Below are 24,107 nucleotides of genomic sequence, written 5' to 3' on the forward strand. Positions count from 1 at the left end.
TGAAGAGAACGTGGAAGGCAAGCCTCATCATGGTTTATCGCGGACCGGTTTGATTTCCAGGGTGGGTCGCCAGCGTGGCTGGCTCTTGTCGAGGGCATAAGCGCCTAACCCAGCCGTTTCACGCATATCGCCATCAAAATCCAGCAATGCGTCGGGGAAGGCGCGAACGCGCGGCTCATCACCGCCACCCGCACGCGTCCTTGCGCGGAAACCTGGCAGCAAATTCAACTCGCCCAGTGGTGCTCGGGGTTTGATGAGGTAGTTGACCGCTTCCTCGTATTTGCCAACCAGGTTGCCCTCATACCCAAAGCCGGCGAGCGGCGCACGAGCAAAGACCTCATTGCCCTTTGCCCATTGCTGAAACGACGAATCGTCAACTCCCCGCAAGAGGGAAATTCCTGCCCCAGCCGCGACAATCGTATTGTAGAACACGGAAATGGAGCGCACCTTGTCATTATGTGGACGAATGCGGATTGCATCACCCGAATCGTTTACGAAGAGATTGTTATATAAGGCGATGTTTCCTTCGCCTTGGAATAAGGACTCGTGCTGGTTCTGGTAAAAGAAATTACCGTATACGAGATAGCGGTCATTCGAACCGTGGCCTGCAAGCGGCCAATGCCCAACCAGGACATTGGGCCTTGCCATCTCTTTGGATCCGCCGTTGGTTTTACTGAAGACATTGTGCCTGATGATTGTCGCACTGACCCCATCGGGCATTTCCGGCAACGACGGCCGCAGCTGCTGATGTTTGATCTGCAAGTTGTAGCCAATCGTATCGACGATCAGGTTGTGCTCGATCACCCCGGCAACGAATGGCGCACGTCCGTCCGAGTTCCCAAGATAGAGACCCGTTCCCGCTCCCGTAATCACGCTGTTGCGAATCACCCAGCCCCAGGCTGGACACTTGGTTGAAATAGCGACCGTCTGTTGATTGTTGCCGTGACCTCGTACGCGCAACCCATCAAGGGTGATATGGTGCGCCCAGTCCGCATGCCCCTCGCATTTCACGCCATCCACGCGCAGGTTTCGCCCTTCGAGGTCCACGTTGCGTATGGTGACGTAACTGGAATTGATGATGCTGACTGTATTATGACCGGGTCGCGCTAGAAAAATCGCGCGTGGCCCGGTTTCGGGCCCAAGAATCGTAACTGGCGCTTCCGCCGTACCGCGAAGGTATTGAACAGGCAGACCGTTCCTATATTCTCCTGGCATGAGCCTGACGGTGGCACCCGGCTCCAGTATTCTTAACCTGGCAAGGTAATTGTCTGGATTTACCGTGTAAACCGTTGCGGCAGAAATGGATGAGGCGCAAGCTGGGACAGTGACCAGCGCCAAAAAAAGAACAAGAGTTGATTTGATCATTTGTATGAGACCAACCGGGCCATCATCCACGAATTCACTCTGAACAATTTGTCTATAGCAATTCGATCATCCTCATCTTGCAATTGCGCGGGGACGGTAATTCGGCTATAGTTAAATGCAACTTTGTTGCAATACTACCACTTATGTTGGAACTGCATAAGCAAGCTGAAGAGATGATCCGCGCCCGTGGTGAGCGAGCGACGTCTGCCAGGGTCCATGTCCTAGCCACACTTCTGGCGGAGCAACGGGCGGTTGCGCACCACGAAATTGAAGAGCGTGTGCGCCGCAAACAGAAATTGGACCGTGTTACGCTTTATCGGGTGCTCGAATGGTTACAGGAGAAATGCCTCGTTCACAGGGTCGTGAGCGCCGATCGGATCTGGTTATTCCGCGCGAATCTGGATGCGCATCCACATCCTCATGCGCATTTCGAGTGTACGCGCTGCACGACCGTAATCTGCCTCGACGATATGAAAGCCGAGTATGACCGCCAGCTCCCTCCCGGGTATCGCTCGCATGAAATTGAGCTGAGAGTGAAAGGACTATGTGCCGAGTGCACATGATTAATCCCATGCATAAATCCAAGAATTCTCCTGGTGTTGATGAAAGAACGCATCAATGATTTTGCGCAAACTCGTTAAGGCGTTATTTTTTTTATTGCTACTGGTGTTAGCGCTGGTGCCGGTGCTTCAGGCGGCGCATGCGCTGACGCATATCGCGCCTGACGAGACTGGGGGCATTGCCCAGTCAAGCGATGGCCGGTTTGTCGGCATCGTTGCGTCCGAAGCCGAAGCCGAAGCCAGTGCAACTGTAGACGCGGACCTGGACAGCGACAGAATTTGCCTGGACTGTCTCGCTTTGGCGGCGTTTGGCTTACTTCTTCCAGCGCTGGCATTCTGTTTTTTTGACCAAGCCCGGCGACAGCTGCTATCGGATTTCCGCGCAGTATTTGTTCTCATCAGTTTTTCTTCTCCCTACCTCACCCGCGCACCCCCTCGGTCGTAACGCTCTCGATTTTCCAACGGCTGACCTGATCGAACGTCGTTAACTCCGGTTGATGTGATTCACACCGGTTAACCGCGATTGGGTCTCATACCTATCCTTGCCCGTGTAATGCGCGACACGATATGTTGCGTGAGACTTTGGCGGTTGATTTTCGAAGAATTGTCATGACCTGTTTGGGTTGTAATCCAACCGATATACCCTTAGCCGGCGAGGAAAGAAGGGCACCCAACGTTCTGCCCGTAAAGTGCCAGGGCGCAAACCTCAAGTGGAAATTGCCTGTGGCGATTGTGCTTGCTCTATTCCATAACACCGCTCAAGCTCAAGGTTCCGGGACGGACAAAGTATTAACACCCGTCGTGGTGACGGCCACGCCATTTGAGAACCGTGGCGAATTGGACATGGCTCAGCCTGTTTCGGTGTTGCGTGGTGATGATCTGCGCCGCAAGCGGGAGGCGAGCCTCGGCGATACGCTTTCGCGCGAGCTGGGGGTTGCGTCAAGTTCGTTCGGTCCGGGAGCGGGGCGACCCATCATTCGCGGTCTCGATGGCCCCCGCATCAGGGTGCTGGAAAACGGAATCGGCACGCTCGATATCTCTTCCATCAGCCCGGACCATGCGGTGACCACCGAATCGCTCAATGCTTCTCAAATCGAAATTCTGCGGGGTCCGGCAACACTGCTCTATGGCAGCGGCGCTTCGGGCGGGGTAGTCAATGTCGTGAATAACCGTATCCCGAGCCAACTGTTCAAATCTCCAAAAGGAGACTTTGAAGTCCGCGGAAACACCGCAACGGAAGAACGCACGGGCGCCTTCAATGCGGCCGGGAGCATGAGGCAGATGTCCTGGAGCATCGGCGGCTTCAGGCGTAAGACCGACGATTACCATATTCCCGGCCGAGCAAATGAGAGCGATCCGGCCAGCCCGAAAGGGATTGTAGAAAACAGCGCGGTGAATTCGGGTGGTTTGTCCGGGGGCGCATCCTTCGTGGGTGAGCGTGGCTTTTTGGGCGGATCGGTAGGCCACCTGGAAAGCAAATATGGGATACCCGGCCCGGAAGGCGCGAGGATCGACCTCAAGCAGACCCGCTACGATTTCTCGAGCGAGTTGGACAAGCCGGTTGCCGGGTTCGAGAAGCTGAAAGTACGGATGGGATACAACGATTACAAGCATGCCGAAATCGAGCGTACCGGAGAGATTGCAACGCGATTTAAGAATGAAGCGATCGAAAGCCGTGCCGAGCTCTTGCATGAGCCTCTGGCGAACTGGAAGGGCGTAATAGGAGTTCAGTTTCGTGATCGCCACTTTTCAGCACTGGGCGAGGAGACAGTGGTACCCGTTACCAAATCGCATTCGGTGGGCGTGTTCCTCGTTGAGGAGCGCAACTGGAACCGATGGCGCTTGGAGCTCGGCGGGCGGGGGGAGTATGCTGTGCAGGATCCCAAGGGCGACCTCCTCCCCTCGCGCTCATTTGGACTCTACAACGCATCCGTGGGTGCGTTATGGAAATTCATGGAAGGCTACGGGTTGGGCTTGACAGCCATTCGCGGCCAACGCGCGCCATCGACCGAGGAACTGTACATAAAAGGCCCGCACCATGGCACAGCCACCTTTCAGACAGGTGATAATAATTTAAGCAGTGAGACCACCAGCAATATCGACCTTGCGCTACGCAAGACCACCGGTGCCGTGACTTGGAAAGTCAATGCATTCCACAACTGGATCAACAACTATATTTTCGTGCGCAGTGCCGATGTCAATGGTGATCGCGTGGCCGATCGTGCTGACGATACCGGAGCGCTCGATCCAAACGGCGAATTTCTGGTGCAAAATTTTACGCAGGGTGGAGCCAGATTTTACGGCGCGGAAGCGGAAGCGATATTTACCATAAAACCGGACGAGATCAATTTGCGCCTTTTTACCGATTATGTACGCGGAAAACTGGATAGCGGGGGAAATGTGCCGCGACTTACACCGTGGCGGTTTGGCGTGGAATTCAATCATCAAACCGGGCCATGGACATCGAACATAAGCGCAACCCGGGTTATGCGGCAAAACCATGTCGCAGAACTGGAAAGCAGTACACCCGGCTACACACTTGTAAATGTCGAGGTGAGCTTTCGCATCAAGCAAACCCGGTCGAATGGGATAAAAATCTTTCTTCAGGGCCGAAATCTTCTCAATGAAGAAATGCGTGTCCATACCTCCTTCCTGAAGGATTTCGCGCCGCTGCCGGGAAGGGCCCTGGTGGCAGGCGTGAGAGGCGAGTTCTAACTGCTTCAACGAGGTGCGGGTCTGTTCGCGATCGGCTTTTTACATTTGCAAGACAGCGCGTGTGCTGCCTAAATGCTCAGTCGGCTATCAAGCCATAGCGGAATGTGGCAAACTTCGGGATTGGGTTTGATATCAGGTACGCTCATCCGTGTCGTCTTACGAACTTTTTATTGGTTTGCGCTATACCCGTGCCAAGCGCCGTAATCACTTCATCTCCTTCATCTCACTGATTTCCCTGCTCGGTATTACACTCGGAATGACGGCGCTCATCACCGTCATGTCGGTGATGAACGGCTTTCAAAAAGAAGTCCGAACGCGGATTCTCGGCGTGGCATCCCACATTCAGGTGAGCGGTATCGACGGCAAGCTTACCGGGTGGCGTCTTGTTGCAGGCGAAGCCCTGAGGCATCCCGAGGTAGAAGCGGCGGCTCCCTTTGTCAGCGCGCAAGGCATGGTGTCATACGACCAGATCGTCAGCGGTGTCGCGGTAAGAGGCATTTTGCCGGAAATGGAAAACGAGGTGGCTGACTTTGCCGGCATGATGGTGGATGGAGAACTCAGCGACCTGGTGCCAGGGAGCTTCGGCATGGTCATCGGTCGGGAATTGGCGCGGGCATTGGGTGTTTTCACCGGGGACAAGATCGTATTGATCTCACCTCAGGGGCAGGTAACTCCCGCAGGCATCCTGCCGCGCCTCAAGCAGTTCACCATTACCGGTATTTTCCAGGCCGGGCATTTCGAATATGACTCCAGCTTGGTGCTCATCCACTTGGCGGATGCACAAAAGCTGTACCGTATGGGCAATGATGAGGTCTCGGGGGTACGTCTCAAGCTGCGCGATCTCTTCCACGCACCGCAGGTCGTCCAGGAGCTTGGCCCGATGATTTCGGCGGAGGTTTATATCAGCGACTGGAGCCGGCAGCACGCCAACTATTTCCGTGCGATCCAGATCGAGAAGCGGATGCTGTCTCTCATCCTTGCTCTCATCATCGCGGTTGCGGCGTTCAACATTGTGTCCACCCTGGTGATGGCAGTCACCGACAAACAGTCGGACATTGCTATTCTTCGCACCTTGGGCGCCAGTCCTCGCAGCATCATGAAGGTTTTCATCGTCCAGGGCACCCTCATTGGTGTCCTCGGGACGACACTGGGTGTGATCGGGGGGGTGCTGCTGGCGTACAACATAGAGGCGGTCATCGCGGCCATAGAGCATGTATTCAGTGTCCAGTTCCTTTCGCGGGAGGTTTATTACATCAGCGAGATTCCCTCGGACCTGCAACTTGCCGACGTGATCACAGTGGCAGTTGTATCGTTTGTGCTGACTTTGCTCGCGACGCTTTACCCGAGCTATCGTGCGTCCAAGGTCAACCCCGCCGAGGCGCTCAGGTATGAGTGAGCACATCATATCCTGCGGCAACCTGCGCAAGAGTTATTATCAGGGAAAGCATGAAGTGCCCGTGCTGATGGGTATTGACCTGGACGTTGCCAAGGGCGACACGCTCGCGATCGTCGGTGCGTCGGGCTCCGGAAAAAGCACGCTCCTGCACCTGCTGGGCGGATTGGACGCGCCCACCGGCGGCGAAATACGAATCATGGGGCACGACATCGCAGCCATCGACGAGGAAGAACGATGCAAGTTGCGTAACCGGTCGCTCGGCTTCATTTATCAGTTTCATCACCTGCTACCGGAGTTCAGCGCGCTTGAAAACGTTGCCATGCCGCTGCTCATCCGTCGCATCAGCAGTACCGAGGCCTACAAGAGCGCGGCGGAAGTTTTGAAGCAGGTGGGACTGGGTCATCGCCTCACCCACACCCCTGGCGAACTATCGGGCGGCGAGCGTCAGCGTGCCGCCGTTGCCCGGGCTCTGGTCACTCGCCCCGCCTGCGTGCTGGCCGATGAACCCACTGGAAATCTCGACCGCCGCACCGCGGGAGAGGTATTCGACTTGATGCTCGAACTCAACCTCAGCATGGGCGCAAGCCTGATTATTGTGACGCACGATCCGGAGCTGGCGAAAAAGGCCGCGCGCATGTTGCAACTGGAAGACGGTGTATTGGCAGGATAACGAGATATTCCAACGCCGCAAGGGTGAACTCAGCGTTCCGCTGTCCTCGGCCCGCCTCGTCCATAAAAGGATGAAATTCCCGTTACGAGCTCCTTCCTGCCCTTATTCCAGGCTTTTTCCAGCATGGCGTCCCCGCCGTTTCGCACGCTTGCGCCATTCGTAAACGGTGTATAGCCGCCACCCGCCCCGCACCAGAACGTAGCCGGCGATCGAAAGCAGCAGCGCCAGCAACACCAGTCCCACGAGTAGCGGTCTGCCCAGCGAGACAACCCATTCGACCAACGCTGGTATCCAGTCTCCAATGCTTTTGTCCATCAGGTTGAGCTCTGTTCGGGGCAGGGCGCGCGACCCCTCACCGGTAACGAATGCGCCTATCGCATAAGCCGCAGCATAGATCGGCAATATGGTGAAGGGATTGGAATAAAGCGTCGTAATAATTGCTACCGGGAGATTGACTTTGAAAAGGACAGCGAACAAAGCGGCGAAAAAGAACTGTACCGGGTTGCTGCCGGGAATCAGGCCGGTGAACAGGCCAACCGCTACGCCGCCCGCTACCGAGCGGCGGTGGAGATGCCACAGATTGTGATGGTGCAGCCGTTCTCCGAATATCCCCACAAAGCGGCTCTGGCGGATAGTTTCGTGAGATGGGAGGTATTTTTTGAAAAATTTTCGAGGCACAAGAAGAGTGTACGTAAATAGAGTGGCGAACTGTAAACATTATGCCCCGCGTCGATGCGATTGGCAGCATCGGATCAAGTCGCTATTTAAGAATAACCAACCGGTTACGGGTACCTGTCCATAGTTCTCAAAGGTTTCGAACGCGAAAAAAGATAATGCGCAGATATATTCTGGCGTTTGCCTTTGGGGTGATATTGCTCCAGCAACAAGCTGAACTGCCGAATACTTTTTGGGCCTGGGCACTGCCGCCACTCGCAATATCCGTGTTTCTCCTCTTGCGCTGCCAGACCGCCTTTCTCACGGAAATGGGCAAGATTTTGCTTGTCATCGTTTTTCTAGGCGGCGGATTCTTCTGGGCGGCTGCTTTGGCGCAGTGGCGGCTGGCAGACGCGCTTCCACATGAATGGGAAGGCCGCGATATCCAGTTGGTGGGCGTAGTTGCAGAGCTGCCGCAGGCCAATGAAAGCGGTGTTCGTTTTGCATTTGACGTCGAGCAGGTGCTGACGCCAGATGCCGTTGTTCCCGAGCGCATTTCCCTCGCCTGGTATAAGGATAAGGAACGGGGAAGATCATCCCGTGCTGAGGCGGTGCCGCAGCCAGTTACCGCAGGCGAGCGCTGGCAACTGACGACACGGCTCAAGCGTCCGCACGGCACCAGCAATCCTCACGGTTTCGACTTCGAGCAATGGGCACTGGAGCACAACCTCCGAGCCAGCGGTTATGTGCGCAAAAGCGACAGAAACATACGTCTGGAGGAAATGGTCAATCGTCCATCTTACCGGGTCGAGCGTTTACGTCAGGAAATCCGGGAGCGTTTCCTGGATTCTCTAGCCGGCAATACCTACGCCGGTATTCTGGTTGCCCTGGCGGTGGGGGATCAGCGCGCCATTCCACCCCAGCAGTGGCAGATACTGACCCGCACCGGCGTGAACCACCTCATGAGTATCTCGGGACTTCACGTGACCATGGTATCGGGCCTGATATTTTCGCTGGTTTACGGTTTGTGGCGCAGGAGCCACCAGTTGACATTATGGCTGCCCGCGCGCAAAGCCGCGGCTATAGCCGGCGTGGCGGCGGCACTGGGTTACGCGCTACTCGCAGGCTTTGCGGTGCCGGCGCAGCGAACGGTATATATGCTTGCGGCAATCGCCATTGCTTTATGGCTGGGGCGGTCCATTTCCATGACCGCAGTACTGGCCTGGGCATTGCTGGCGGTAGTTGTGACCGATCCGTGGTCGGTGCTCTCGGCTGGCTTTTGGTTGTCGTTTGGCGCCATCGCGGTCATCCTGCTTGTGTCTGCCGGAAGGGTAGGCAGAATGCACTGGTTGACCGGTTGGGCGCGGGTACAATGGGCTATCACGCTTGGTCTGATCCCGCTATTGTTGGCGATGTTTCAGCAGGTATCACTGATTTCACCCTTTGCGAACGCGATCGCAATCCCATTGGTCAGTCTGGTGGTGGTTCCCTTAACGCTGCTGGCGACATTGCCTCCCCTTGATGTCATGTTGTTTCCGGCGCACTGGATGCTGAGCGGATGCATGCAGATAATGCAGTGGATGAGTGAGGTGCCGCAGGCGGTCTGGAGTCAGCATGCGCCACCGGCCTGGGCAGTGGTAGCTGGAATGGCAGGCATTTGCTGGATGTTGCTGCCCGGGAGATTGGGCCCCGGTTTTCCCAGGGGCTTTCCGGCCCGCTGGTTGGGCGCAGTCGCGCTGCTGCCGCTCTTTCTAACGCCGCGGCCGACGCCTTCGCCGGGTGAATTATGGGTGGCAGTACTGGACGTGGGTCAGGGATTAGCGGTAGTGGCACGCACGCAAAATCATACCCTGCTCTACGATACAGGGCCGGGCTTCAGTCTGGAAGCCGACAGCGGCAACCGGACCATTGTTCCATTCCTGCGAGGAGAAGGCGTAAAACGTGTGCACGCAATGGTTGTCACACATGCAGACGCTGATCACAGCGGCGGCGCATTGTCCGTGCTCCAGGCAGTACCAGTTGACCGGGTGTTTTCATCTTTGAAAGAGGATCACGCCATACAACTGGCTGCTGCCAAAACGCATCAATGTCGAGCCGGCGAGTCCTGGCAATGGGATGGCGTTCGGTTTGACATGCTGCACCCGCCGGAGCAGAGCTACAGTAATCCCAAGCTTAAAACCAACGCGTTGAGCTGCGTAATGAAAATCACCACATCGCACGGCAGCGTTCTGCTGCCGGCTGACATCGAAAAAAGATCGGAATATCAATTGGTCGAACATACCGCCGATGCGCTTCCGTCGACCGTGCTGGTCGCACCTCATCACGGCAATAAAACCTCCTCCACCAATGAGTTTGTGAGCCGGGTGAACCCCAGGCTGGTAATATTCACCGCGGGTTACCGTAACCGCTTCGGCCATCCAAACGCCGAAGTGGTGGAGCGTTATCGGTCTATCGGGAGTAGAGTGCTACGAAGCGACGCGGATGGGGCGGTGTCGCTGCGCTTTGCAAACAGCGAGGTCGCGGCGCAGGCCGAGCGCACGCGAAATCGCCGCTACTGGCACAATATTCCGCAATAACCGCCGGAATCGTCCCAGGCTTTATCGCCGAATCGTTCGAGAAGACTTTTAGATTTGCCGTTCAATGAAAAACAATATTGATTCCGATCGTCCCGTCAATCGGACAGACTCGAACTTGGAAGCGAGCGCGTTGCCGGACTCAGGCTCAATCGGATCTCCATTCTCTTTCACAGCTGGTCCGTTTGCCACCAGCGAACCGAGCGCATCCGTATGGCTGCAGACGTTGGCGCCCATTTTTTCTCCTACGGAACTGGACGCATTTGCCGATGCTCTGAACTTTTCTCAGCCGTTCTATGCAGACAAAATGCTCCTTACGGGCGAGCCGGTCGCGCAACACATACGCGGAATGGTGCTGATTCTTGCGTCGCTACGAGTCGATGCCGATACACTTCTGGCGGGCATCCTGCATTCGGTTCCAATTTATCTGGATGGATATCAGGAGAAGCTGAACGCGGCTTTCAATCATCATGTGGCTCACCTCGTAGAAGGCGTTGCGCGCATGGGCCGCATCCGTTCGCTTGGAGCGCCCACCGGCAATGTTCCGGATCGTGGCGCGCAAGTGGAGGCATTGCGCAAGATGCTGCTCGCGATGGCAGAGGACATTCGCGTCGTTATCATTGCGCTGGCGGATCGGGTACAAACGATGCGTTATATTGCGGCCAATAATGTTCACGGCCGAGTGGAGACCGCGCACGAAACGCTGGACATATTTGCCCCGCTGGCAAACCGTCTGGGGCTGTGGCAGGTGAAGTGGGAACTGGAAGATTTCTCATTCCGGATCATCGAACCTGAACGGTATAAAAAAATAGCCACATTGCTGGAAGAGACGCGCCGCATTCGAGAAGAGTATATTGCCCTGGTGGTGGAGAAATTACAGGGCGAATTGCGGCGAACGGACATCAAGGCTGAGGTTACCGGACGGCCCAAGCACATCTATAGTATTCACAAGAAAATGCAACGCAAGGGCGTGGACTTCAAGGAAATACACGATTCCCGCGCGGTACGCGTTCTTGTGGACGATGTGAAAGACTGCTATGCCGTACTGGGTGCGGTGCACAATCTGTGGGTACCCATCCCGAAGGAGTTCGACGACTATATCGCACGACCGAAAGGCAACGATTACCGGTCGCTGCATACTGCAGTGATCGGCCCTGAAGACAAGGTGGTCGAAGTGCAGATTCGCACTTATGAAATGCACCGTCATTCCGAAATGGGTGTGGCCGCGCACTGGCGCTACAAGGAGGGTGCAAGACGCGACGCCAGATATGACGACAAAATCGCCTGGTTGAGGCAGATCCTCGAATGGAGGAACGACGTAGCGGATGCGGGCGAACTGGCCGAGCACTTCAAGGTTGCGCTGTTCGAGGACTCCATCTATGTATTGACGCCCCAGGGGAGGGTCATTGCTTTACCGAAAGGCGCCACCCCGGTGGATTTTGCCTACCATATTCATACTGACCTGGGCCACCGCTGCCGCGGCGCAAAAGTCGATGGCGTCATGGTACCGCTCGACTACCGGCTGAAAAATGCCCAGCGCGTGGAAATCATCTCCGCCAAACAGGGCTCGCCTAGTCGTGACTGGCTCAACCCCGCTTTGGGCTACCTGAAAAGCCAGCGTGCAAAAGCGAAATTGAGACAATGGTTTAGCGGACAAGAGCGGGAGGCTTTATTAGCCCAGGGCCGGGCCCTGGTGGAAAAGGAGTTGCAGCGGCATGGCATGACTGCGCTGGGGTTGGACAAGCTTGCTGCCGAGTTCAAGTTCGCCAAGCTTGATGCCTTCTTGGCTGCGGTCGCCCGAGGTGAGATCGGTAACCGGCAATTAGCGAACTTTCTGGGCGAGAAGATCCCGTCTCCAGTCCAAGGTTCTGAAGCGGCGCCGAGCGTCGCAGCGGTTTCTTCATCACCTACGGGCATAGTCGTTGCCGGTGTCGATAAACTTCTCACCGTTCTGGCAAAATGCTGCAAGCCGGCACCACCCGACCCCATCGTCGGCTTTATTACACGTGGACGCGGCATCACTGTACACCGGCAGGGATGCGCCAGTTTGTCGCGATTAGCTGAAGAGAGCGCTGAGCGTCTCATTGCAGCGGAGTGGGGTACGGCCGAGCTATCAAAGGGAGGGGGGTACGAGGTGGATATCGAGATCGAGGCGGTCGACCGGCAGGGATTGCTGCATGACATCTCGACTATTCTGCTGCGAGAAAAAATAAACGTGACTGCCACTCGCACTCACAGCCACCATCACGCCGCCATCATGCGGTTTACCCTGCTGATCACAAGTGTGGCGCAATTGAGCCGGCTCCTTGGATTGATACAGAGCCTGCCCGGAGTGAGCTCGGCTTTCCGGAAGTGACTGCCGGTTTGCACCAGGGAGGTGGGCGCTATTATCGGGCTTGTCTATTCCCCCGTCGCCTAATCATCTGAAGCTGCATATTCACTGCGGCAGCTATTCGCTTCTGCCGCCTATATAAGCCCTTCCTCAGACAAATTCTCGTTGTCGCGCGTCCGCGCGTTCATTATTTGCATCAACTTATTTCCAGCCCGGCATTGCCGGTTTCACTGCCCGCGATCATCTTTTTAACTCATTGTCCTACAACTAATAACCCTGCTTTTGGCCTTGACTTTGCTATTTTTTTTAATTACAGTGGGCAAAAGTGGGAAAAAGTGGGGGAAGTTTTCCGGGCAACTTCATCCTGCAAATAAGGGAGCACAATGTTTCGCGGTGGGACACCTATCAGTCTCGACAACAAGGGAAGACTCGCGGTGCCTGCTAAATACCGCGAAGACCTGCTATCGCTTTGCGGAGGCCGTCTGGTCATTACCGCCGATCCATCCAAGTGCTTGCTGGTTTATCCCCATACTGTGTGGGAGCCGATTGAGCAAAAACTCAACAGTCTTTCCAGCTTCAATCCACAAACCCGCAGTTTGCAACGTCTTCTCGTCGGCAATGCAAGTGACGTGGACATGGATGGCGCGGGCCGCATTCTCGTGCCGCCCCCTTTGCGTCATTTCGCCGGCTTGACCAAAGATGTGGTTCTGGTCGGGCAGGGTGCGAAGTTCGAGTTATGGGACGGCGAAAAATGGGATCAGCAAATCGAAAATGCGCTCACTTTTAAAGATGGAATTCCGGCGGAACTTGACGGTTTTTCGCTGTAAGCCGTGGTTGAAATATCAGCGCATACCCCGGTCCTGCTGCGGGAAGCCGTAGATGCGTTGGCGGTCACGCCGTGCGGTATTTATGTTGATGGAACTTTCGGCCGTGGCGGCCACAGCCGCTTGATACTGGAACGTCTGGGAGAATTCGGTAGGTTGATAGCGTTTGACCGAGACCCCACTGCCTTCGCGGCAGGGCAGGCGCTGGAAGCTGGAGATGCACGTTTTTGCATGGTTCACAGCAGTTTTTCACGGATACAGGAGGTCTTGCGGAAATTGGATGTGGATCAGGTGGATGGGATACTGCTGGATTTGGGTGTGTCCTCGCCACAGCTTGAAGAAGCGGACCGCGGTTTCAGTTTTCGCCTGGATGGACCGCTGGATATGCGCATGGACACGAGCGAGGGACAGACTGCTGCCGAGTGGCTTGCTTCTGCCTCGCAAGCTCATATGGAAGAGGTGATCAAAAACTATGGCGAGGAGCGGTTTGCTAAACAGATTGCAAGAGCGATTGTTGCGGCTAGATCGCGGCAGCCCATTACCACTACGCATCAGCTTGCCGCCATCGTGGCGACCGCGGTGCGTTCGCGCAAACGGGAAGATAAGCAAAATCCGGCGACCCGCACTTTTCAGGCTATCAGGATTTATATCAATCAGGAGCTTGAGAAACTGTCGCTGGTCTTGCCGCAATGCGTTGAGGTATTGAAGCCGGGCGGCCGGCTCGTGGCCATCAGTTTCCACTCTCTGGAGGACCGTATTGTGAAGCGATTTATGCGCGAGTCGGCGAACCCCGACACCCTGCCGAAGGATGTGCCGCTGCGGGCAATCGAGGTGCAGCGTTTAAGCCGGCACAAGCTGCGCGTGGTTGGAAAGGCCCGCGGCCCTGCTGAGGAAGAGTTGGCGGCAAATCCCCGCGCCCGCAGCGCGGTGATGCGCGTGGCCGAACGGCTGAACACCACCTAGCTGAAGCCCGGCGTGGCTGTGATTGGCGGTTAATGAGAGGCTGATGTGACCAGAATAAACATTCTGTTGACCTTAATCCTCGTCGCCTGCGCGCTGAGTGTTGTGACTTCACAGCACAAGGCGCGCAAGCTTTTTGTAGAACTGGAAAATGAACAGTCGCTCGCGCAGCGGCTGAGCGTAGAGTGGGGACAATTGCAGCTTGAACAGAGCACTTGGGCGATGCATACACGTGTAGAAAAGATCGCTACTGAGCAACTGCATATGCGGTTGCCGGACGCGTCGAGAGTCCAGATTCTCTCTCTGATGGCGCCTGGCGGCTCAGCAGTTTCTATCGAAGCGCCAAAATGATAAAGACGAACCGTCTGCCGCATATTGTCCTGCCCGCCGGGCGCTCTCGCCTGCTTGCGGCGCTATTGGTGCTTGGGCTGGCGGGATTGGCCGGGCGCGCCGTCTATCTGCAGGGGATACACAACGACTTCTTGCAAGAGAAGGGCGAGTCGCGCTACAGCCGCGTACTGGAGATGAATGCTAACCGGGGAATGATCACGGATCGCAATGGCGAGCCGCTCGCCATTAGCACGCCAGTTGAGTCAGTATGGTGCAGTCCTCAGGATATGAGAGCCTCCCCCGAGCAGATGAAAAAATTGGCAAAATTGGTCGATCTGGATGTGGGTGAAATTCACCAGCGCGTGAACGCTACACCGCGCGCCACAGCGGGCACGACGACGGGGGAGGCACAGCATCCCTCGCAACAGGGGCCGAGGCGAGACTTTGTATACCTCAAGCGGCACTTATCACCTGATATTGCGTCCAAGGTGGTCGAACTTAATATACCGGGTGTGTTCCTGAAACGTGAATATCGTCGCTATTACCCAGCCGGGGAGCTGACTGCGCATTTGCTCGGTTTTACTGATGTGGACGACAAGGGGCAGGAGGGGGTGGAGCTCGCCTGGCAGGATGAGCTCGCGGGCAAGCCTGGCAGCCGTCGGGTCATCAGGGACCGGAAAGGGCGTATTGTCGAGGATGTTGAAAGTATTCGCGCCCCGAAGCCGGGACAGAATATTGCCCTGTCCATCGACAGTAAAATCCAGTATCTGGCCTACCGGGAATTGAAGCAGGCGGTAGAAGTCAATAAGGCAAAGGCTGGAGGGATTATTGTTCTGGATGCAAAGACGGGCGAGATTCTGGCCCTCGTCAACCTGCCGGTTTACAACCCCAATAACCGGAAAAACATGAAAGGCGGCCGAGCCCGTAACAGGGCCCTGACTGACGAATTTGAACCAGGCTCGACCCTGAAGCCGTTCACCATCGCGGCGGCGCTGGAGGCAGGGGGGGTTAAACCTGACACCGTTCTTGAAACGGCTCCGGGCAGCTTCTCCATCGGTAAGGCAACCATACGCGACGCGCATAAGGAAGGCGCGCTGACTGTCGCGCAAGTGATTCAGAAATCGAGCAATGTCGGTTCAGCGAAAATCGCCTTGTCGCTCCCGCCGCAAACATTATGGGAAATGCTCAACGACGTGGGATTCGGGGCGGCCACCGGGTCGGGGTTTCCAGGAGAGGTGAGCGGTAAGCTGCGGCCCTACCGCAGCTGGCGTCCCATTGAGCAGGCCACCATGTCATACGGACATGGAATTGCTGTCAGTCTTCTACAGCTCGCGCGGGCCTACACCCTGTTCTCAGCGGAAGGTGAATTGAAACCGGTGTCGCTGTTGAGGCTGGATGATATTCCAGAAGGTAAGCGCGTCATTTCCCGGAATACCGCGCTCGCCGTGAGCGAAATGCTGGAACTGGTGGCGCAACCGGGGGGCACCGCAACACAAGCCCGGATCAACGGCTACCGGGTGGCGGGAAAAACTGGCACCGCGCATAAACTGGAAGGGAACGGTTACGCAAAAAACCGCTATCTGTCCACATTTGTCGGCTATGCACCTGCTTCCAACCCGCGCTTTGTCATCGCGGTCATGCTCGATGAGCCTTCCGCTGGCCAATATTTTGGCGGTGCCGTGGCGGCGCCGGTATTCAGCCGTGTCATGGCCGGCGCTTTGCGTATGCAGAACGTTCCGCATGATGCGCCCGCAACGAACGTGGTATCGCTTACTGCGGCGCCCAAGTCCCCGGGTGACGCATGAGTCTGCAGACAAACGCCGGCTCGCTTGCCGAAAGCTCCCATATTCATTTTGAGTTACATCAGCTGGACCGCCTGGGTGTCCGAATTCACAACCTGGTGACTGACAGCCGGATGATCAAGCCGGGGGATACGTTCCTCGCCTATGCTGGGGAAAAGGAGGACGCCCGCAAGTTTATTCCCAACGCGATTGTGGCGGGTGCAAATGCCGTCATATGGGAAAGCCAAGGCTTTGAATGGGAGTCGGGTTGGAAAGTACCTAATTTGAAGGTTCCCAACCTGCGGGCGAAGGCGAGCATGATCGCAGATCACGTCTACGGTCATCCTTCAGGAAAGCTGCAGCTGATCGGGATTACCGGCACGAATGGCAAGACATCGTGTAGCCATTGGATCGCACAGGCCTTGACTGCGCTGGGCAGGAAAACCGCGATAATCGGCACTATGGGAACCGGTTTTCCCGGAGAGCTCGAGCCGAGCGTTAATACGACGCCGGATGCGGTGTTGTTGCAGCGTAAAATAGCGGATTTTTTGTCGCATGGCGCATGCGGAATTGCAATGGAGGTGTCGTCACATGGAATTGCACAGGAGCGCATCGGCGCTCTGACATTTTCTATCGCCGTGTTCACCAATCTTTCGCAGGACCATCTTGACTATCACGGCAGCATGGAAGCCTATGCTGCAGCCAAAGCCCGTTTATTTGGCTGGCCTGGACTCAAGTATGCAGTGCTGAATATGGATGACGCATTTGGGGCCGACCTGGCAAAGCGCATGAACGCTGCCGGCACTCAGGTCATCGGTTACGGCTTTACTGAACTGAAGGATTCGAATCAGGAAAAATTAAAGGTGCTACAAGGCCGAAATCTCAGAGCAAGTTCCCGTGGCTTGGTTTTCGATGTCGAGTTCCACGGCCAACCGCTGGAATTCAAAACCGGCTTGATAGGGCGCTTTAACGCGTCAAATTTATTGGGCGTACTAGCGACCTTGCTGGCAAGCGGAATCGGATTGGAAGAAGCTGCGCGAGTCCTGCAGGAAGTGGGGCCAGTCGCTGGCAGAATGGAGCTAATAGGTGGCGGGGATCGACCCCTGATCGTCGTGGATTACGCGCATACGCCGGATGCAATGGAAAAGGTGTTGGTCACGCTGCGCGAAATTCTTCAATCCGGCTCGAACCAGAATGCGGGAACGCAACTCCCCAGGTCAAAGTTGGTCTGCGTGTTTGGCTGTGGCGGCGAGCGTGATCGCGGCAAGCGGCCATTGATGGGGGAAGTGGCGACGCGACTCTCAGACGAGGTCATCATCACCAGCGATAATCCTCGGCGGGAGAACCCCGATGCAATTATCGGCGAAATCGCCTCGGGTACAACCGCCCGCTTCCACATCGAAAAGGACCGGGCGGCGGCGATCGGACGGGCCGTTCATTGCGCGCGCAGAGGCGATATCGTATTAATCGCAGGAAAAGGGCACGAAGCTTATCAGGAAGTCGACGGACAAAGATTGCCTTTCGACGATCGAGCGGTCGCCCGACGGGCTCTGGTCGAAAGCGTGGGGGCAAACGCATGATGACTGTTCAGGCAGCAGCCCGTGCGTTGCAGGCAGAGTGGGCGGGCGAGGACAAATGGTTTGACCGGGTCAGTACGGATAGCCGCGCAGTGATGCCCGGCGATTTATTTATCGCCTTGATGGGAGACAAGTTTGACGGTCACAGTTTTGTTGCCGAGGTGATGGAAAAGGGCGCCGCAGCAGCTCTCGTCCAGATGGACTGGGCGCAAAAAAATCCGCAGCCAGGACGCTCTCTTGTTCTGGTGGAAGATACGCGGCTGGCATTAGGACGCCTCGCCGCGTACTGGCGCAGGCGTTTCCAGATTCCGCTGGTCGCGGTGACTGGCAGCAACGGCAAGACGACGGTAAAGGAGATGATTGCGTCGATCCTCCACCATGTTACTGCTGAGGCAGGGGGGGCAGGGCAGATGGATGACTCCGACAGGGTGCTCGCGACGGAAGGGAATCTCAACAACGATATCGGTGTGCCTTTAATGCTTTTGCGATTGCGCGAAAGGCATCAATACGCGGTAATCGAAATGGGGATGAATCATGCCGGTGAGATTGGCTATCTCACCAGGCTCGCCCGGCCCACCCTAGCGTTGATAACCAACGCAGGCGCCGCGCACGTGGAAGGACTGGGTTCAGTAGAGGCAGTAGCGCGTGCCAAGGGCGAAATTTTCGAGGGGCTTGATCAACAGGGCATTGCTGTTATCAACGCGGACGATCCGTACGCGTCGGTGTGGCGCGGCCTTGCCGGCGACAGAAAAGTGGTGGATTTCGGTCTTGAAGAAAAGGCAGCCGTGCGTGTCCGCTATCAGCCTGGTCCCTTTACGAGCAGAGTAACACTGCTCCTGCCTGATGGGACTCAAGAGGTGGAATTAAAGGTTCCCGGGGAGCATAACGTGGCCAATGCCGCCGCTGCCGCTGCCGTAGCCGTCGCCATGGGTATCAAGATCGCAGCGATTGCTTCCGGACTGAGCATTTTCACTGGGGTAAAAGGGCGCATGCAGAAGAAACAAGGTTTACATGGGTCCACCTTAATAGACGATACGTATAACGCCAACCCTGATTCGGTGCGCGCCGCTTTGGCGGTGCTGGCGAAAGCGGCGGGCAGGAAGATACTGGTGCTGGGCGACATGGGCGAGCTGGGTGCAGCTGCCAGGGACCTACATGAACGGATTGGGGCTGAGGCGCGTGCTGCCGGCGTGGACGCCCTGCTGGCCATGGGCGAGTTGAGCGCGTATACGGTGGCGGCATTCGGCGCAGGAGCCCGGCATTTCACGAGAATCGAGGAGCTGGTTTCCGAAGTCCAAAGTCTGCTGGCGCCTGGAGACACCATGCTGATAAAAGGTTCGCGCTTCATGCAAATGGAGCGGGTGGTCAAGTGCGTTGAGTCATAACCTGCTAAACGATGAGTATGCCAGGATGGTAACGGAAGTGCGTCAATTGATGTTTTTGCATATGCTGAAGAGCAATGTCTCGTTCTGGCGGTTGACATGCTGCTAGAACTCGCCCAATGGCTGGCGAAAGACATTCGTATCTTCAACGTGTTCAACTATATCACCCTGCGCACTGTCCTGGCCGCGCTGACCAGTCTGGCGATTTCGTTCATAGTCGGCCCGGCAATGATACGCAAGCTTACCGCCTATAAAATCGGCCAGTCCGTGCGCGATGACGGGCCACAAACTCATCTCGTCAAAGCGGGGACGCCGACGATGGGCGGCGCGCTCATCCTGGTATCCATCGCCGTCACCACGCTGCTTTGGGCGGATCTCAGCAATCGCTACGTCTGGGTAGTGCTCCTGACAACGCTTGGCTTCGGAATGATCGGCTGGGTGGACGATTACCGCAAAGTGGTATATCGCAATCCAAAGGGGCTTTCCGCCCGCGCCAAACTGTTCTGGCAATCGGCCATCGCGATCTCGGTGGCATTGTATCTCGCTTTGACGGCAGAGCTGCCGGCGCAAACGACGATGATTGTTCCGTTCTTCAAGCAGGTGGCGATACCTCTTGGCGTCGCCGGGTTTGTGGCGCTCGCCTATTTCGTCATCGTGGGCACGAGCAACGCGGTGAATCTCACCGATGGCCTCGATGGGCTCGCCATTATGCCAACGGTAATGATAAGCAGCGCCCTGGCCATCTTCGCCTATGTGGCCGGACATGCGGTGTTCGCGAAATACCTGGGTATTCCCCACATCCCGCAAGCGGGCGAGCTGGCTGTATTTTGCGGTGCGCTCGCTGGCGCGGGACTTGCGTTTCTCTGGTTCAACGCCTACCCGGCCGAAGTATTCATGGGCGATGTGGGCGCGTTGGCGCTTGGGGCGGCCCTCGGCATTGTGACGGTAATCGTGCGGCAGGAGATCGTACTCGTCATCATGGGCGGGGTTTTCGTGGTCGAGACCCTGTCGGTTATGTTGCAGGTGGCCTCGTTCAAGCTGGTCGGTAAACGAATTTTTCGCATGGCGCCGCTCCACCATCATTACGAATTGAAGGGCTGGAAGGAAAATCAGGTGGTGGTCAGGTTCTGGATCATCACCATGATGCTGGTGTTGTTCGGATTGTCCACGTTGAAGTTGAGATGACATTCAGCATATGAGCTTTCAGGAAAAAAAAGCAGTTGTGCTTGGAATGGGAGAGACCGGGCTCTCGATGGCCAAGTGGCTGTCCCGCAGGGGAGCGAACGTGCGGGCTGTTGACAGCCGCGCCACGCCGCCTTGTTTGGAGGCGTTGAAGCGGATTCTGCCCCAGGACCGGCTGTTCACCGGCACTTATCCAGCGGAAGTTTTTGCCGGGATAGACCTTATTGCTATCAGTCCTGGGGTGCCGCTGGCGCAGGCATCCGTGCAGCAGGCGGTACAGGACGGCATCGCCGTAATAGGCGATATGGAGCTTTTTGCTTCGGCAATCAGGCAACCTGGCGCGTCGAAGCCAATAGTACTGGGCATAACCGGCTCCAACGGCAAGACTACCGTGACCGCCATGGTCGGCGCGATGGTGAAAGAAGCAGGTATGGATGTCGAGGTGGCTGGGAACATCGGTCCAGCTGTACTCAATGCGCTAATGCGGCGCGAAGATTCAGGGACACTCCCGCAAGCGTGGGTGCTGGAGGTTTCCAGTTTTCAGCTTGAAACGACGCAAAGTCTTGAACCGGACGCGGCCGTGGTACTGAACGTGAGCGAGGACCATTTCGATCGTTATTCCGGAATGCAGGACTACGCAGCCGCAAAAGCACGAATATTTACGGGCACCCGCGATGGCGGAAGTGAAGCGGGGGTGCAGATTTTGAACCGTGACGATTCCATCGTGCGCGCAATGGCATTGGCCGGACGCAGGCAAATAACTTTCGGTCTGGATGAGCCAGCGAGCGATAACGATTTTGGCCTCCTGCACGAGAGCGGGAATATCTGGTTGGCACAGGGGCAGGTGCGCCTGCTGAAAACCAGCGAACTCCACGTCGCAGGGCTGCACAACGTGGCCAATGCGCTGGCCGCGTTGGCGCTATGCCGGGCGGTAGCGCTTCCATTGCCACCTTTGCTGCACGCTTTGCGCGAATTTCAAGGGTTGCCGCACCGGATGGAGAAGGTCGCGGCTTTCGGCGACATCACATTCTATGATGACTCGAAAGGCACCAATGTGGGCGCGACCGTCGCGGCGCTGAACGGGATGATGCAAAGCGTGGTTTTAATAGCTGGTGGAGACGGCAAAGGCCAGGATTTCTCACCATTGGCGGCCCCGATCGCGCGTCAGGCTCGGGCAGTGGTGTTGATCGGGCGAGATGCAGATAGAATCGGCGCCGCCATAAATCACCGGGGGGTCCCGCTTTATTATGCGAAAACAATGGAAGAGGCGGTGCAAAGGAGCGTTGATCTGGCCCGCGCCGGGGACGCGGTATTGATGTCGCCTGCCTGCGCAAGCCTGGATATGTTCAGGGACTACGCTCACCGTGCGGAAGTGTTCATCGCGGCAGTGCGGCGTATTGAGGCTGGAAGACAGGCCATGGTTCAGACAACTGTCAACTCATGATTTACCAATACGACATTCGCGGCAAAAAAAACCTGCCTGACTTTGATCAGTCACTGATCTGGTCATCAATATTATTGTTGAGTCTTGGGCTTGTGATGGTTTATTCCGCTTCCATTTCTATCGCTGAGGCGGGCCGGGGCACGAATGGCCATCCAGCCCATTTCCTTGCCCGGCATGGCGCTTATCTTGCAGTGGGCTTGCTGACGGGTCTGGTCGCTTTTCAGGTTCCGATGCGTCTGTGGCAGAAATACTCGTTTCCACTCTTCCTTCTGGGTGTGGTGTTGCTGGCCCTGGTGTTGATTCCGGCCGTAGGTCATGAAGTAAACGGCAGCCGGCGCTGGATATCGTTGTGGATCGTGAATCTCCAGCCATCGGAGTTCATGAAACTGTTCATTGTCTTCTACGTGGCCAACTATACCGTGCGCAAGGCGCATCAGCTAGGAAGCTTTCGTAAAGGATTTCTCCCCATGTTGATCGTGGTGCTGATCGTGGGCGGATTGCTGTTGCTCGAGCCGGACTTTGGCTCATTCGTCGTTATTACCGCCATTATGATGGCCATATTGTTTTTGGGCGGGATGGACCTGAAGCTGTTCGCGGGTTTGATCGGCTTTTTGATTGCGGGACTGCTGGCTCTAATCTGGATTGAGCCCTATCGCATGCAGCGGTTTTTCGGATTCATGGATCCGTGGGACGATCCCTACGGGAAGGGCTACCAGTTGAGTCATGCTTTGATCGCATTCGGGCGGGGCGAATGGCTGGGTGTCGGCCTGGGTGGCAGCGTGGAAAAACTTTTTTATTTGCCGGAAGCGCATACCGATTTTTTGCTTGCCGTAATCGCCGAGGAACTCGGCTTTGTCGGTGTTGCGACAGTCGTGTCGCTGTTCGCATGGCTGGTGATACGCGCATTTGTCATCGGGAGACGAGCTGCGGCGCTCGAGCGACATTTTTCGGCATTAGCGGCGCAAGGCATCGGCGTGTGGCTGGGCGTGCAGGCTTTTATAAATATGGGCGTGAACATGGGTGTGCTGCCAACAAAGGGATTGACACTACCGTTAATGAGTTTCGGCGGCAGCAGCATCGTCGCCAGCTGCATTACGCTGGCGGTGCTCATGCGCGCGGATTGGGAGAACAGGCAGTTGACGAAGGGGTTAACGATATGAAAACGCAGCGGACGAGGTGGCAAACAACGCATTCAGTTGCTCGGATTAACGTCGTACTCGCGTGATTCGCACCGTTCTCATCATGGCTGGCGGAACCGGTGGACATGTATTTCCAGGGCTTGCAGTAGCGGATTACATGAAGTCGGCGGGTTGGCGAGTCATTTGGCTGGGAACTGAGGGAGGGATGGAAACAACGCTCGCGCCGCGGCATGGGTATGACATGGAAACAATCCGGTTCTCGGGTTTGCGCGGTAAAAATCTCCGCACTTGGCTGCTGCTGCCGCTGCGCCTGTTATTGGCGCTATGGCAAAGCGCCAGCGTCATACGCAGGGTGCGCCCGGATGTAGTTCTGGGTATGGGCGGATATCCAGCCTTTCCGGGGGGAATGATGGCGTCTTTTTTGGCGAAGCCGTTGCTGATACACGAACAGAATTCGATTCCAGGGCTCGCCAACAGGATCTTGACGAAGGTCGCGGATAAAGTGTTGCTGGGTTTTCCCGGCGCCATCAGGAACGGGGGAAAAGTGATGTTTACGGGCAATCCCGTCCGCAGCGAGATCAGTCAATTGCCCCCGCCCAGAGAGCGATATGCGTCACGCAGCGGCAGACTGAAGCTGTTGGTGATCGGGGGCAGCCTCGGGGCCCAAGCGCTGAATACTATTTTGCCACTAGCTTTAAAACGCATTCCAGGGGAGGCGCGACCGTCTGTAACTCATCAGGCTGGAGCGCGTCACCTGGAAGTGCTCAAAAAGAATTATGCGGAAGCGGGCGTGGAAGGCGAGTTGGTTACATTTATCGACGATATGGCGGCTCGATATGCCGAATGCGACCTTGTGATCTGCCGGGCCGGCGCGCTCACCATTGCCGAGGTCAGCGCCGCGGGCGTGGCAAGCATCCTGGTGCCGTTCCCATACGCTGTAGATGATCACCAGACATTCAATGCGAAATTTCTGAGTGACAGGAACGCGGCGGTACTCATGCCTCAAACTGCGTTGACGCCGGAGACACTGACGGAGTTACTGATGGGTTTGAGTCGTGAGTCACTCATGGGAATGGCAATAAAGGCGCGTGAACTGGCGAAACCGAATGCGACGAGGGATGTGGCGGACGCATGCATGAAAATGACAAAGAGATGATAGTTGTATTGAAAATGGATAATACCTCCTTTTTTTCACCCTCACTGATCCCCACCCGGTTTCTGGC

General features: G+C 56.3%; 19 protein-coding genes. 17 read left to right on the forward strand and 2 right to left on the reverse strand.

Annotation, left to right across the window (positions count from 1 at the left end; translation table 11 throughout):
• Positions 1 to 27: 27 nt before the first annotated feature.
• On the reverse strand, positions 28 to 1,365 hold the full coding sequence (locus BM022_RS01975; protein ID WP_256208831.1) for a right-handed parallel beta-helix repeat-containing protein: 1,338 nt from the start codon (positions 1,363 to 1,365) through the stop codon (positions 28 to 30).
• A 143-nt stretch (positions 1,366 to 1,508) separates the two neighbouring features.
• Here BM022_RS01975 and BM022_RS01980 point away from each other — a divergent pair, with 143 nt between their 5' ends.
• From BM022_RS01980 to lolD, 5 genes are all read left to right on the forward strand, one after another.
• Positions 1,509 to 1,928 carry a Fur family transcriptional regulator gene (locus BM022_RS01980; RefSeq protein ID WP_091136369.1) on the forward strand — a complete coding sequence of 140 codons (420 nt, stop codon included), beginning with the start codon at positions 1,509 to 1,511 and terminating at the stop codon, positions 1,926 to 1,928.
• A 55-nt stretch (positions 1,929 to 1,983) separates the two neighbouring features.
• On the forward strand, positions 1,984 to 2,370 hold the full coding sequence (locus tag BM022_RS01985) for a DUF2946 family protein (RefSeq protein ID WP_091136372.1): 387 nt from the start codon (positions 1,984 to 1,986) through the stop codon (positions 2,368 to 2,370).
• A gap of 278 nt (positions 2,371 to 2,648) precedes the next feature.
• Positions 2,649 to 4,640 (forward strand): TonB-dependent receptor, encoded by a 1,992-nt coding sequence (locus tag BM022_RS01990; protein WP_256208833.1) that lies wholly within the window; start codon positions 2,649 to 2,651, stop codon positions 4,638 to 4,640.
• A 148-nt stretch (positions 4,641 to 4,788) separates the two neighbouring features.
• Positions 4,789 to 6,036: a lipoprotein-releasing ABC transporter permease subunit gene (locus BM022_RS01995; protein ID WP_091136375.1), complete on the forward strand. Its 1,248-nt coding sequence runs from the start codon at positions 4,789 to 4,791 to the stop codon at positions 6,034 to 6,036.
• Positions 6,029 to 6,706: a lipoprotein-releasing ABC transporter ATP-binding protein LolD gene (lolD, locus tag BM022_RS02000; RefSeq protein ID WP_091136377.1), complete on the forward strand. Its 678-nt coding sequence runs from the start codon at positions 6,029 to 6,031 to the stop codon at positions 6,704 to 6,706. The genes BM022_RS01995 and lolD overlap by 8 nt, the downstream gene beginning before the upstream one ends.
• Before the next feature lie 102 nt (positions 6,707 to 6,808).
• Here lolD and BM022_RS02005 read toward each other — a convergent pair whose 3' ends face one another.
• Positions 6,809 to 7,321: a DUF2062 domain-containing protein gene (locus tag BM022_RS02005; RefSeq protein ID WP_256208834.1), complete on the reverse strand. Its 513-nt coding sequence runs from the start codon at positions 7,319 to 7,321 to the stop codon at positions 6,809 to 6,811.
• A 218-nt stretch (positions 7,322 to 7,539) separates the two neighbouring features.
• Between BM022_RS02005 and BM022_RS02010 the strand changes: the two genes are divergently transcribed.
• The 12 genes from BM022_RS02010 to murG all read left to right on the forward strand — a co-directional run bounded on the left by BM022_RS02010 (position 7,540) and on the right by murG (position 24,040).
• Positions 7,540 to 9,936, forward strand: coding sequence for a DNA internalization-related competence protein ComEC/Rec2 (locus tag BM022_RS02010; protein ID WP_091136383.1), 2,397 nt, complete (start codon positions 7,540 to 7,542; stop codon positions 9,934 to 9,936).
• Between the two features lie 64 nt (positions 9,937 to 10,000).
• The gene (locus BM022_RS02015) at positions 10,001 to 12,289 is read left to right on the forward strand and encodes a RelA/SpoT family protein (RefSeq protein WP_091136385.1); all 2,289 of its coding nucleotides are present in this window, start codon (positions 10,001 to 10,003) and stop codon (positions 12,287 to 12,289) included.
• Between the two features lie 359 nt (positions 12,290 to 12,648).
• On the forward strand, positions 12,649 to 13,092 hold the full coding sequence (gene mraZ / locus BM022_RS02020) for a division/cell wall cluster transcriptional repressor MraZ (RefSeq protein WP_091136388.1): 444 nt from the start codon (positions 12,649 to 12,651) through the stop codon (positions 13,090 to 13,092).
• Positions 13,093 to 13,095: 3 nt separating this feature from the next.
• On the forward strand, positions 13,096 to 14,052 hold the full coding sequence (gene rsmH, locus BM022_RS02025) for a 16S rRNA (cytosine(1402)-N(4))-methyltransferase RsmH (protein WP_091136390.1): 957 nt from the start codon (positions 13,096 to 13,098) through the stop codon (positions 14,050 to 14,052).
• A gap of 45 nt (positions 14,053 to 14,097) precedes the next feature.
• Positions 14,098 to 14,400 (forward strand): cell division protein FtsL, encoded by a 303-nt coding sequence (gene ftsL, locus BM022_RS02030; RefSeq protein ID WP_091136392.1) that lies wholly within the window; start codon positions 14,098 to 14,100, stop codon positions 14,398 to 14,400.
• Complete coding sequence (locus tag BM022_RS02035; protein WP_091136395.1) at positions 14,397 to 16,184, forward strand: peptidoglycan D,D-transpeptidase FtsI family protein; 1,788 nt, start codon at positions 14,397 to 14,399, stop codon at positions 16,182 to 16,184. The genes ftsL and BM022_RS02035 overlap by 4 nt, the downstream gene beginning before the upstream one ends.
• A complete protein-coding gene (locus BM022_RS02040) occupies positions 16,181 to 17,740 on the forward strand; it encodes a UDP-N-acetylmuramoyl-L-alanyl-D-glutamate--2,6-diaminopimelate ligase (protein ID WP_091136398.1) in 1,560 nt (519 codons plus the stop codon). The genes BM022_RS02035 and BM022_RS02040 overlap by 4 nt, the downstream gene beginning before the upstream one ends.
• Positions 17,737 to 19,122 (forward strand): UDP-N-acetylmuramoyl-tripeptide--D-alanyl-D-alanine ligase, encoded by a 1,386-nt coding sequence (murF, locus tag BM022_RS02045; RefSeq protein ID WP_091136399.1) that lies wholly within the window; start codon positions 17,737 to 17,739, stop codon positions 19,120 to 19,122. The genes BM022_RS02040 and murF overlap by 4 nt, the downstream gene beginning before the upstream one ends.
• 96 nt (positions 19,123 to 19,218) lie before the next feature.
• Entirely contained in the window at positions 19,219 to 20,304 is a 1,086-nt protein-coding gene (gene mraY, locus BM022_RS02050; RefSeq protein WP_091136402.1) for a phospho-N-acetylmuramoyl-pentapeptide-transferase, read from the forward strand.
• A 10-nt stretch (positions 20,305 to 20,314) separates the two neighbouring features.
• Positions 20,315 to 21,745: a UDP-N-acetylmuramoyl-L-alanine--D-glutamate ligase gene (gene murD, locus BM022_RS02055; RefSeq protein WP_091136404.1), complete on the forward strand. Its 1,431-nt coding sequence runs from the start codon at positions 20,315 to 20,317 to the stop codon at positions 21,743 to 21,745.
• Positions 21,742 to 22,905 carry a putative lipid II flippase FtsW gene (ftsW, locus tag BM022_RS02060; protein ID WP_091136406.1) on the forward strand — a complete coding sequence of 388 codons (1,164 nt, stop codon included), beginning with the start codon at positions 21,742 to 21,744 and terminating at the stop codon, positions 22,903 to 22,905. The genes murD and ftsW overlap by 4 nt, the downstream gene beginning before the upstream one ends.
• A 64-nt stretch (positions 22,906 to 22,969) precedes the next feature.
• Complete coding sequence (murG, locus tag BM022_RS02065) at positions 22,970 to 24,040, forward strand: undecaprenyldiphospho-muramoylpentapeptide beta-N-acetylglucosaminyltransferase (RefSeq protein ID WP_371264286.1); 1,071 nt, start codon at positions 22,970 to 22,972, stop codon at positions 24,038 to 24,040.
• The last annotated feature ends 67 nt before the right edge of the window (positions 24,041 to 24,107 follow it).

The sequence above is a fragment of the Nitrosospira sp. Nsp14 genome, assembly GCF_900113575.1.
Taxonomy (GTDB): Bacteria; Pseudomonadota; Gammaproteobacteria; order Burkholderiales; family Nitrosomonadaceae; genus Nitrosospira.

Coding starts and splice junctions, on each gene's coding strand:
- BM022_RS02010 (WP_091136383.1), top strand. CDS start 7,540: ATGCGCAGATATATTCTGGCGTTTGCCTTTGGGGTGATATTGCTCCAG.
- murF (WP_091136399.1), top strand. CDS start 17,737: ATGATGACTGTTCAGGCAGCAGCCCGTGCGTTGCAGGCAGAGTGGGCG.
- ftsW (WP_091136406.1), top strand. CDS start 21,742: ATGATTTACCAATACGACATTCGCGGCAAAAAAAACCTGCCTGACTTT.
- murD (WP_091136404.1), top strand. CDS start 20,315: ATGAGCTTTCAGGAAAAAAAAGCAGTTGTGCTTGGAATGGGAGAGACC.
- mraZ (WP_091136388.1), top strand. CDS start 12,649: ATGTTTCGCGGTGGGACACCTATCAGTCTCGACAACAAGGGAAGACTC.
- mraY (WP_091136402.1), top strand. CDS start 19,219: ATGCTGCTAGAACTCGCCCAATGGCTGGCGAAAGACATTCGTATCTTC.
- BM022_RS02015 (WP_091136385.1), top strand. CDS start 10,001: ATGAAAAACAATATTGATTCCGATCGTCCCGTCAATCGGACAGACTCG.
- BM022_RS01985 (WP_091136372.1), top strand. CDS start 1,984: ATGATTTTGCGCAAACTCGTTAAGGCGTTATTTTTTTTATTGCTACTG.
- lolD (WP_091136377.1), top strand. CDS start 6,029: ATGAGTGAGCACATCATATCCTGCGGCAACCTGCGCAAGAGTTATTAT.
- BM022_RS01975 (WP_256208831.1), bottom strand. CDS start 1,365: ATGATCAAATCAACTCTTGTTCTTTTTTTGGCGCTGGTCACTGTCCCA.
- BM022_RS02040 (WP_091136398.1), top strand. CDS start 16,181: ATGAGTCTGCAGACAAACGCCGGCTCGCTTGCCGAAAGCTCCCATATT.
- BM022_RS01980 (WP_091136369.1), top strand. CDS start 1,509: ATGTTGGAACTGCATAAGCAAGCTGAAGAGATGATCCGCGCCCGTGGT.
- BM022_RS02035 (WP_091136395.1), top strand. CDS start 14,397: ATGATAAAGACGAACCGTCTGCCGCATATTGTCCTGCCCGCCGGGCGC.